Source organism: Neisseria sp. P0007.S010 (genome assembly GCF_051962875.1).
Taxonomy (GTDB): domain Bacteria; phylum Pseudomonadota; class Gammaproteobacteria; order Burkholderiales; family Neisseriaceae; genus Neisseria; species Neisseria subflava_A.
On the sequence record NZ_JBQCUX010000021.1, the window covers coordinates 1 to 10,072 of the forward strand.

A 10,072-nucleotide genomic window follows, 5' to 3' on the forward strand; every position below is an offset into this window, starting at 1 on the left:
GAAGGTGCTCATGGAAAATCCCCTAAATGTCTTGGTGGGAATTTAGGGGATTTTGGGGAATTTTGCAAAGGTCTCAGGCCGTCTGAAACTCCAAAATGTTCAGACGGCCTGTTTTTATCTTTAATCACCGACTTCATTCTTAATATTGGGAATTTTCCCATTTTCGCTTACAATACCCGACTATCTGAATCAACTCTCTAAAAAGGCCGTTCTCATGCAATATGCCAAAATTTCCGGTACAGGCAGCTATCTTCCTGCCAACCGCGTCAGCAATGACGACCTTGCCAAAAAAGTGGACACTTCCGACGAATGGATTACCACGCGTACAGGCATCAAATTCCGCCATATTGCAGACGAGGGCGAAAAAACCAGCGACTTGGCCGCCGAATCAGCACGCCGCGCCTTGGCAGATGCCCATTTACAGGCTGACGACATCGACCTGATTATCGTTGCCACAGCCACTCCCGATATGCAGTTCCCCTCCACTGCGACCATCGTTCAGCAAAAATTAGGCATAACCAACGGCTGCCCCGCCTTTGACGTCCAAGCCGTGTGCGCCGGTTTTATGTATGCCATGACCACTGCCAATGCCTATATCAAAAGCGGCATGGCGAAAAACGCTTTGGTTATCGGCGCGGAAACATTCAGCCGCATCGTCGATTGGAACGACCGCACCACTTGCGTCCTCTTTGGTGACGGCGCAGGCGCGGTTGTCTTAAGCGCATCTGACGAACCGGGCATCATCCACGGCAAACTCAAAGCCGACGGCAACTACCTCAACCTTTTAAACGTCCCCGGGCAAATCGCCAACGGCCAGGTTTGCGGTTCGCCCTACATCAGCATGGACGGCCCCGGCGTATTCAAATTTGCCGTCAAAATGCTGGCAAAAATTGCAGATGACGTTATCGAAGAAGCCGGTTACACCGCCGACCAAATCGATTGGATTGTGCCGCACCAAGCCAACAAGCGCATTATCGACTCTACCGCCAAACACTTGGGCTTGAGCATAGACAAAGTGATCTTGACCGTCCAAGACCACGGCAACACTTCCGCAGCCTCCATTCCGTTGGCACTGGATGTCGGTATTAAAAACGGCCAAATCAAACGCGGACAAAATCTCTTGCTCGAAGGCATCGGCGGCGGTTTTGCCTGGGGTGCGGTCTTAGTAAAATACTAACGGTTGGGCCGTCTGAACATCCCTTTCAGACGGCCTATTCTGCTCAAACCCATGAAATCCCTAACGTTTGCACTCTGCATCAGCAGTCTGTTTTTAAGCATAACAGCTGCGATATTGCCCAAACTGGCAATCGCCTATCTCGCACTGAGTGCATACGTTTTCCTGCTTTACTACCTAGACAAACAGCGCGCACGCAACCACGGCAGACGCATACCCGAAGCAAAATTGCACCTGCTCAACCTGCTTGGCGGCTGGCCGGGCGGTTATTGCGGCAGCCTCGCATTCAGGCACAAAACCAGCAAACCCGAGTTTGTCCGCACCTTCCGGCTGACCGTCGCAACCAATACTGTCGCCACCCTCCTTCTGCTGGCAGACACCCTCAAACATTCAAACCAATAAGGAATTACCATGTCTTTCGCATTCTTTTTCCCCGGACAAGGCTCACAAAGCCTAGGCATGATGAACGGCTTTGCCGAGCAAGCCATCGTTAAAGCCACATTTGACGAAGCTTCCGCCGTATTGGGTCAAGACCTGTGGGCAATGATTAACGGCGAAGATGCCGAATTAATCGGACAAACCGTCAACACCCAACCCATCATGCTGGCTGCCGGCATTGCCACCTACCGCGCCTACTTAGAAGCCGGCGGTAAAATCCCTTCCGTTGTTGCAGGCCACAGCCTCGGCGAATACACCGCCCTCGTCGCTGCCGGCGCATTGGATTTCACAGACGCGGTCAAACTGGTTCGTCTGCGCGCCGAACTCATGCAATCTGCCGTACCGCAAGGCGTAGGCGCAATGGCCGCTATTTTGGGTTTGGAAGATGAACAAGTAAAAGCAATTTGTGCCGAAGCTGCACAAGGCGAAGTCGTTGAAGCCGTCAACTTCAACTCCCCAGGCCAAGTCGTAATTGCCGGCAATACAGCCGCAGTCGAACGCGCCATGGCTGCCGCCAAAGAAGCCGGAGCCAAACGCGCCCTGCCGCTGCCTGTTTCCGTTCCCTCACATTGCAGCCTCATGAAGCCTGCAGCGGAAAAACTTGCCGAAGCGCTGAAAGACATCACCATCAAACAACCGCAAATCCGCGTCATCCATAACGCTGACGTTGCCTCTTACGATGATGCCGACAAAATCAAAGATGCCTTGGTACGCCAACTGTACAGCCCGGTGCGCTGGACAGAAACAGTCAACGCACTTGTTTCCGAAGGCATTCCCGAATCCGCCGAATGCGGCCCCGGCAAAGTCCTCGCAGGCCTCGCCAAACGCATCAACAAAGAAGCCGCATGCAGCGCATTGACCAATGCCGACCAAGTGGCTGCATTTATTGAAGCCCACTAAAACGTTTTCAGACGGCCTTATCCTGTCAGGTAAGGTCGTCTGAAAAATCAACCCACTCCAATCCGAATACATTATGAAAAAAACCATTATTCTTGCCGTTCCCTACATGTACGGACTGGATCAATGTATCGAAAAAAATCTGCGTTTTCTTGGTTTTAATGTCATTAATCTGTGCTATGACGACCGAGATTCCTATTATCCGAACTTAGGCAGCAGACTCAAAAACCTCTACCACAAACACATCACCAAAGACGGCAACTATAAAAAATACCTCAAATACAGCCGCCACCTCGACGACATTCAGCAAAAACTAGCCTCACTAAACGGCAAAAAAGCCGATTATGCGCTCTGTATCCGCGCCAATATTTACCCCAAAGAAATTATCGCCACCATCCGCGAACACAGCAATGTTTGCGTGAATTATCAATGGGATGGCGTAGGCCGCTTCCCAGACATCATTGAATATTTGGATTATTTTGACCAATGCTGGGTTTTCGACCCCGACGATATTCAAAAATATCCGCAATGCCATTTCAAAGCCACCACCAATTTTTACTTTGACTTTCCCGTGGCTGAATATGCACCCACTAACAAACTCTACTTTTTAGGCGGCTACGAACTTAGACGCGAAGAGCAAACCAAACGCTTTATCCAAGAAACCGAACGCCTCAACCTACCCTTGGATTTTCATATCTACTGCAAAGACGACAGGGCTGAAAAAGCCTTCGGACACAACGGCATCCGCTATCTCGACCGCAGCAGCATCCTCAGCTTTGAAGAAAACCTCAGCCAAGTGCAAAGTTGCGGCGCAGTCGTCGATTTTGCACAATTCGAACATTACGGCTTATCATTCCGTATCTTTGATGCGTTGCGTTTCGATAAAAAACTGATTACCACCAACAAACATATCTTGGAAACCGACCTATACCACCCAGACCGCGTGTTCGTATGGGACGGCGGTAATTTAGACGCATTGCCTGAGTTTTTGGCACGCCCGTATCAGCAACCTGCCCCTGAAATCAAAGCCTATTATTCGTTTACACAATGGCTAAACCGCCTGCTCGGCATTGATTAACCCTATTGCCTATGGCAAATATACCTGCCTGACAAAATATTATATTGAATACATTATGAGTAAGAAAAAAGTCATTCTCGCCATGCCGGAACTCTTCAAAATCCACGAACTCATTATTGAGAACTTGGAGAAATGCGGATTTGAAGTGCTGTCCCTGACCTATGAAGAAAAAGAGTTCAAATACAAAAATGTATTTCAACGGCTGAAAAAAATCTGGTATCGAAATATTCTTGGACAAAAAGACTTCAAAAAACGAACCATGTTCCGCGCCGTAGAAGAACGCCTCAATACCCTGTTAAGCGAACATCCCGAACAAGCGGATTATTGCTTCATGATTTGGCTGGGTGCCTATCCGAAAGACTTTATCGCCAAGCTCAGGGCGCATTCCAAACTAATGGTGTACTACAACTGGGAAGCCCTGACCTTCTTAAAAGAAGACTTCGACAACATCGAATTTTTCGACAAATTTTACTTTTTCGATCCGTTTGACCAGGGCAAACATCCCGAATACACCGAAAAACTCTTTCCGACCACCAGCTTCTACTTTGACTGCTTCAGGCCGTCTGAAAACCCGCAAAACAAAATCTTGTTTATCGGCTCGTACGCCGCCGACCGCAACAACGACATCCGCGCATTTTGCGAAGCTGCACGTTCAATCGGTTTAGAAATAGATTTCCGCTTGGCCAGCAAGAAAATCGAAGAAGAAAAAGCGGCTTTGGGCATTCCCGAAGTCGAGTTTTTCTCCTTTGAAAACGCCCTCTCCTATCGTCAAAACTTAGAAGAAGCGGCCAAATCCTCCGTATTGGTAGATTTCCTCAACCGCAAGCACTACGGCCTCTCTCTGCGGATTTTCGAAGCGATCGGTTTAGACAAAAAACTGATTACGACCAATCCGACCATCGTACATTACGATTTTTATCACCCGAACAATATGTTCTACTGGAATGGAAGCAACCTTGACGAACTCAAAGCCTTCCTGACCTTGCCGTATGTACCGCTTGTCCCCGGCCTAAAACACAAATACAGCTTCAGCAACTGGATCAGCTGCGCATTTGATATTGAACCGAATATCCCTATCGGATTACCTGAAATCGATAGAGAAGTTGTGGAGAATTTAAATGTTTGACAAGGAAAAGCTGCTGACTTCTGTAATTCCTATCAGGACACGCCAGCCAGCAACAACCGTGCAACATATTGTCTATGCGGCCGATCAAAACTACATCCGCCACATCGGCACATCCATGCTCTCTGTTTTGGCAAACAACCGCTTTCCTATTCATTTTCATCTCTTGGTCAGCGGTTCGGAAAATTATAACTTCGATATTTTCAACCAACTAGAAAATATCAATCCAAATTACGCCGTAACGGTTTATCACCTGAATACAGATTATTTTTCTACCCTGCAGACAACCAGCTATTTCACCATCGCCATGTACTACCGGATGTGCATACCCGCCATACTTGGCGATATAAGCGATACTGCACTCTACTTGGACACAGACGTTCTCTGCTTAGGCGATATATCAGAACTGTTTACCGTCAACCTTGACCGCAAACTTCTCGCAGCCGTTCCAGAAACAACACTTTACCGTGCCTACATCAACAAATTGAATGTATTCGGTTTTAGAAGTACAGACCCCTACTTCAATTCAGGCGTACTGCTGTTTAACAACAAATTTTGGAACGAATCATCCGCTTACACTATCCTAAGCGAGAAAATACGGCAAGTCGAACTCAGCAAATTTATCTTGGCATGTCCGGATCAAGATCTGCTCAATCTAAGCTGCAAAGGTAAAGTAGGGTGGTTGCCCGATTCCTACAATTGGATACATTGGCACCACCGGGCGGAAGAACTAAACGATAACCCTAACAATATCCGGCTTGTTCATTTTATCGGCGGAACCAAGCCTTGGCATCATCTTGGTTTCCATCCTGTTTATGATTCTTTTTATAGAAAGTCTCCTTGGTATGATGGTTATTTCCATCAAAATCTAAAAACTACATTACACTTCTCTAATTCCTACCAAAAATACAAACAAGCTGCCAATCGCTTATGGCAGCAAGGAAACAAAAAACAGGCATTAGCGTACTACAAAGAATACTTACTACGGAAATTTAATCTTATGAAACAAAAATCATCCCTTGGAGTAACTTATTTATGAGTAAGAAACCCATTATCCTACTCGGCATGCTTCGCGTTAATAAAATGGAAAGTTTAGTAATTGACCATCTTAAGAAATACGGTTTTGAGGTCGTAGATATAAGCTACGGCCACATTGCCCCTCCGTTCAAATATAAATCTCTCCGCATGAGGCTGGATACATTTGTCCGAAAAAATATCTTCCGTAAAAAGGATGCTAAAAAGAAATTAATTGAAGAAACGGCTAGGTTGCACTTTGAAGCAATCCATAAGAAAACATCCGAACTCATAGACAATTACGAATCTTTTGACTATGCCCTCATTCTGGGTGGTCAGGTGTACCCAAAAGATCTGCTGCTCAAAATCAAACAAAAAACCCAAAAATCCATAGTTGCCTACCAACCTGACGGTATAGACAGATTTCCCCAAGCCAAAGAAACCATAGAATTATTTGACCGCTTTTATGTCTTTGACCCCAAAGATATTAAGAAATATATGGGCCACCTCTACCCTGCAAGCAATTTTTATTTTGAAAACTTAGCAGAAAGCTCAGAAATTTCATCTGACTTCTACTTTATCGGTGCACATCTACCCGTTCTAAAAAGAGATCAGGCAATTGCCACTTTTGCACGCTATGCATCAGAGAAAAACTGGAATTTGGACTTTACCATCTACCATATTGACCAAGGAAGCCTGGCACTACATCACGAGACCTATCCCGAAAACATCAAAGCCACCCTGCAACCTATCAGCTTTGCCGAAAACATACACCGAGAGCAACAAAGCAAGGTATTGCTAGATTTCAAAACCCCCATACACACAGGATTATCCTTCCGCACTATCGAAGCAGTTGGTTACCGTAAAAAACTGATTACTACCAACATCCATGTTGCTGAATATGATTTTTACCATCCCGACAATATCTATATTTGGGATGAAAAAACCTTTGACGGACTGGACGAGTTTTTGGAAAGACCTTATCACGAGCTTCCGGCCAAAATTTATCAAAAATACAGTTTCAGAAACTGGGTCAACTATGTTCTAAATATTCCGCCACACATAGTAATCGGCTTACCCGAAGCAGATTCATAGCATGCACAACCCTTTCAAACGACCTGCCGACAAAAATTAGATTAAAAAACCTATTCGTGGTATAAGGCCGTCTGAAACCATTTTTCCAATCGCAATTAAGGAATAAAACATGAGTACACAAGATTTAAGCGGCAAAATCGCTTTGGTAACCGGCGCATCGCGCGGTATTGGTGCGGCGATTGCCGATACTTTGGCTGCGGCCGGTGCAAAAGTTATCGGCACTGCCACCAGTGAGAGTGGCGCGGTTGCAATCGGCGAACGCTTGGCACAATGGGGCGGCGAAGGCCGTGCATTGAATTCTGCCGAACCTGAAACCATCGAAAACCTGATTGCCGACATCGAAAAAGAATTCGGCAAACTGGATATTCTGGTCAACAACGCCGGCATTACCCGCGACAACCTCCTGATGCGCATGAAAGAGGAAGAGTGGGACGACATCATGCAGGTTAACCTCAAATCTGTGTTCCGCGCCTCCAAAGCCGTATTGCGCGGCATGATGAAACAGCGTGCCGGCCGCATCATCAACATCACATCCGTTGTCGGCGTGATGGGCAATGCCGGGCAAACCAACTATGCGGCGGCAAAAGCAGGCTTAATCGGCTTCTCAAAATCTATGGCGCGTGAAGTCGGCAGCCGCGGCATTACCGTCAACTGCGTTGCCCCCGGCTTTATCGACACCGATATGACCCGCGCCCTGCCGGAAGAAACCCGCAAAACCTTTGAAGCGCAAACTTCTTTGGGCAAATTCGGTGAAGCGCAAGATATTGCCGATGCAGTCTTGTTCTTGGCTTCTGATCAGGCAAAATACATTACCGGTCAGACACTTCATGTCAACGGCGGCATGTTGATGCCTTAAACCGTTTGTTTATTTAAAGGCCGTCTGAATATTTCAGACGGCCCTTTTTGTCAATCAAAACACTACTTTACATTCTATCTTGATATAATCTTAATAATCCGTTAGATAACGCTCGAAACAGTAAGTCCAAATAAGCATGATACGGGAAATCAAATCGCAGAAATGAAGTTCATTCTGTGCGTTTTTATTTGGGTTTGCTGTCGGTTTTCGACGTGTTTCAGACGGCCTATATAACAATAGCTACTTTTAACGAAAGGCCGCCCACTCTATGCACGAATTCTCCCTTGCTCCCATTGTCATTGTCCTGTTGGTTTCCGTCATTACGGTTATCTACTGTCGCAAATTCAACATTCCTTCCATGCTCGGTTATCTTTTGGTCGGCTTTATTGCCGGTCCGGGTATGTTCAAACTGATTCCGCAAAGCCACGCCACCGACTATTTGGGCGAAATCGGCATTGTGTTCTTGATGTTCAGCATCGGTCTCGAATTCTCCCTGCCCAAGCTCAAAGCCATGCGCCGCCTCGTATTCGGATTGGGCGGTTTGCAAGTCATCATTACCATGCTCTCAATTATGGGCATTTTGATGGCAATGGGCACGCCGTTTAACTGGGCGTTTGCCACTGCGGGCGCACTGACCATGTCGTCCACTGCCATCGTCAGCCGCATTCTGTCGGAGAAAACCGAGCTGGGTCAGCCGCATGGTCAAATGGCCATGGGTGTTTTGCTGATGCAAGATATTGCCGTTGTACCGCTGATGATTCTGATTCCGGCACTTGCCGGCGGCAGCGAAGGCAACTTGTGGGTAGAGCTGGGCTTGGCCGGCTTGAAAATGTTGCTGACCTTGGGCATTTTGTTCGTTATCGGCAGCCGTGTGATGTCTCGCTGGTTCAGACTGGTTGCCAAACGCAAATCGTCCGAACTCTTTATGATCAACGTTTTGCTGGTTACTTTGGGCGTGGCCTATCTGACAGAGCTTGAAGGCCTGTCTATGGCATTAGGCGCATTCGTTGCCGGTATGCTGCTTTCCGAAACCGAATACCGTATTCAGGTGGAAGACGACATCCGTCCATTCCGCGACATCCTACTGGGCTTCTTCTTCATTACTGTCGGTATGAAGCTCGATATTCAGGCGCTGATCGGCAACTGGCAGCAAATCCTGATTTTGTTGGCAATCCTACTGGTCTTGAAAGCACTGGTCGTCTTCATCATCGCTTTGCGCATGAAAAACCCTGTGGGCGACAGCCTCAAAAGTGCGCTTTATTTGGCGCAAGGCGGCGAGTTCGGCTTCGTGATGCTGGCTATTTCCAGCAAAATCAATATGGTTTCGCCCGAATTGGAACAAGCAGCCACTGCAGCCGTCTTGCTCTCCATGATTGCCGCGCCATTCATTTTGGGCAGCAGCGATGCCATCGTCAGCCGCTTCGTTAAATCCGACTGGGACATGAAAGCCTTGGACTTACACTCCATGCTGGTGGAAACCATGAGCAAATCCGAACACGTCCTGATTATCGGTTTCGGACGCGGTGGCCAATCGGTTGCCCGTGTATTGGCGCAAGAAGGCATCCCCTACTTTGCCCTTGACTTGGACATTGCCCGTGTACAAGTGGCACGCAACGCAGGCGAGCCTGTCTCCTTTGGCGATGCCAAACGCCGCGAAGTCTTGGAAGCCGCCGGCTTGGGACGCGCCAAAATGGTGGTCATCACGCTGAACAATATGCATGAAACACAACATGTTCTCGGCAACATCATGTCCATGCATCCGAGCATGCCGGTTTATGTTCGCGCCACCAATGACGATTACGTCAAAACCTTTACCGAAATGGGTGCGGAAGAAACCGTCTCCGATACCAAAGAAACCAGCTTGGTGCTGGCAAGCTATGCCATGTTGGGCCACGGCCTCTCCTACAACCATGTTTATCAAACCATAACCCACATCCGTCACAGCCGCTATGCATCTTTGCAAGACTTGTTTGTCGGCAGTGATGATGACAGCTTCTCCGATGAAGACAGCAAGGCCGTCTGCCGCCACGCTTTCCCATTGCAAGGCGAGGCACACGCCATCGGTAAAACCATCCGTGAATTGCCATTGGCGGCGCATTATCTGAAACTATTGTTTATCCGCCGCAATACCGGAAAAATCCAAGACCTTGACCCTGATTTTGTTTTGGAAACCGGCGATATTTTGGTTGTTGCAGGCAAGCAGGAAGAAATTATTTCCTTTGAAAACTGGTGCTTGCAGGGAGATATCTAATTATCGGCAAATAAATCTTGCGCGCGTCAGGATTTTTTGGTTTAATAGCGTCTTCGCAATTTTGCGCCTGGGTGATTAGCTCAGTTGGTAGAGCGTCTGCCTTACAAGCAGAATGTCGGCGGTTCGACTCCGTCATCACCCACCAA

The 10,072-nt window shown here is 47.6% G+C and carries 10 protein-coding genes and 1 tRNA gene; all 11 read left to right on the forward strand.

The window, feature by feature from the left end; genetic code table 11:
- The coding region (locus ACTHR7_RS10555) for a hypothetical protein (RefSeq protein WP_440370781.1) at nucleotides 1–201 on the forward strand (201 nt) is incomplete at its 5' end.
- 13 nt (nucleotides 202–214) lie between these two features.
- Entirely contained in the window at nucleotides 215–1,177 is a 963-nt protein-coding gene (locus ACTHR7_RS10560) for a beta-ketoacyl-ACP synthase III (RefSeq protein ID WP_440370782.1), read from the forward strand.
- 51 nt (nucleotides 1,178–1,228) lie between these two features.
- Nucleotides 1,229–1,576: a DUF1294 domain-containing protein gene (locus ACTHR7_RS10565; protein ID WP_315040239.1), complete on the forward strand. Its 348-nt coding sequence runs from the start codon at nucleotides 1,229–1,231 to the stop codon at nucleotides 1,574–1,576.
- Nucleotides 1,577–1,585: 9 nt separating this feature from the next.
- On the forward strand, nucleotides 1,586–2,512 hold the full coding sequence (gene fabD, locus ACTHR7_RS10570) for an ACP S-malonyltransferase (RefSeq protein WP_315040238.1): 927 nt from the start codon (nucleotides 1,586–1,588) through the stop codon (nucleotides 2,510–2,512).
- A gap of 73 nt (nucleotides 2,513–2,585) precedes the next feature.
- A complete protein-coding gene (locus ACTHR7_RS10575; protein ID WP_315040237.1) occupies nucleotides 2,586–3,587 on the forward strand; it encodes a hypothetical protein in 1,002 nt (333 codons plus the stop codon).
- A 55-nt stretch (nucleotides 3,588–3,642) separates the two neighbouring features.
- Entirely contained in the window at nucleotides 3,643–4,713 is a 1,071-nt protein-coding gene (locus ACTHR7_RS10580) for a hypothetical protein (protein ID WP_440370783.1), read from the forward strand.
- A complete protein-coding gene (locus tag ACTHR7_RS10585) occupies nucleotides 4,706–5,749 on the forward strand; it encodes a glycosyltransferase family 8 protein (protein WP_440370784.1) in 1,044 nt (347 codons plus the stop codon). The genes ACTHR7_RS10580 and ACTHR7_RS10585 overlap by 8 nt, the downstream gene beginning before the upstream one ends.
- A complete protein-coding gene (locus ACTHR7_RS10590) occupies nucleotides 5,746–6,819 on the forward strand; it encodes a hypothetical protein (RefSeq protein ID WP_440370785.1) in 1,074 nt (357 codons plus the stop codon). Before ACTHR7_RS10585 ends, ACTHR7_RS10590 begins: the two co-directional genes overlap by 4 nt.
- Before the next feature lie 109 nt (nucleotides 6,820–6,928).
- Nucleotides 6,929–7,675, forward strand: coding sequence for a 3-oxoacyl-ACP reductase FabG (fabG, locus tag ACTHR7_RS10595; RefSeq protein ID WP_049336356.1), 747 nt, complete (start codon nucleotides 6,929–6,931; stop codon nucleotides 7,673–7,675).
- A gap of 268 nt (nucleotides 7,676–7,943) precedes the next feature.
- Nucleotides 7,944–9,926 (forward strand): cation:proton antiporter domain-containing protein, encoded by a 1,983-nt coding sequence (locus tag ACTHR7_RS10600; protein WP_440370786.1) that lies wholly within the window; start codon nucleotides 7,944–7,946, stop codon nucleotides 9,924–9,926.
- Nucleotides 9,927–9,995: 69 nt separating this feature from the next.
- Nucleotides 9,996–10,071 (forward strand) — tRNA-Val (locus ACTHR7_RS10605).
- Nucleotide 10,072: the final 1 nt, after the last annotated feature.

Coding starts and splice junctions, on each gene's coding strand:
- ACTHR7_RS10590 (WP_440370785.1), top strand. CDS start 5,746: ATGAGTAAGAAACCCATTATCCTACTCGGCATGCTTCGCGTTAATAAA.
- ACTHR7_RS10600 (WP_440370786.1), top strand. CDS start 7,944: ATGCACGAATTCTCCCTTGCTCCCATTGTCATTGTCCTGTTGGTTTCC.
- fabD (WP_315040238.1), top strand. CDS start 1,586: ATGTCTTTCGCATTCTTTTTCCCCGGACAAGGCTCACAAAGCCTAGGC.
- ACTHR7_RS10565 (WP_315040239.1), top strand. CDS start 1,229: ATGAAATCCCTAACGTTTGCACTCTGCATCAGCAGTCTGTTTTTAAGC.
- ACTHR7_RS10585 (WP_440370784.1), top strand. CDS start 4,706: ATGTTTGACAAGGAAAAGCTGCTGACTTCTGTAATTCCTATCAGGACA.
- fabG (WP_049336356.1), top strand. CDS start 6,929: ATGAGTACACAAGATTTAAGCGGCAAAATCGCTTTGGTAACCGGCGCA.
- ACTHR7_RS10560 (WP_440370782.1), top strand. CDS start 215: ATGCAATATGCCAAAATTTCCGGTACAGGCAGCTATCTTCCTGCCAAC.
- ACTHR7_RS10575 (WP_315040237.1), top strand. CDS start 2,586: ATGAAAAAAACCATTATTCTTGCCGTTCCCTACATGTACGGACTGGAT.
- ACTHR7_RS10580 (WP_440370783.1), top strand. CDS start 3,643: ATGAGTAAGAAAAAAGTCATTCTCGCCATGCCGGAACTCTTCAAAATC.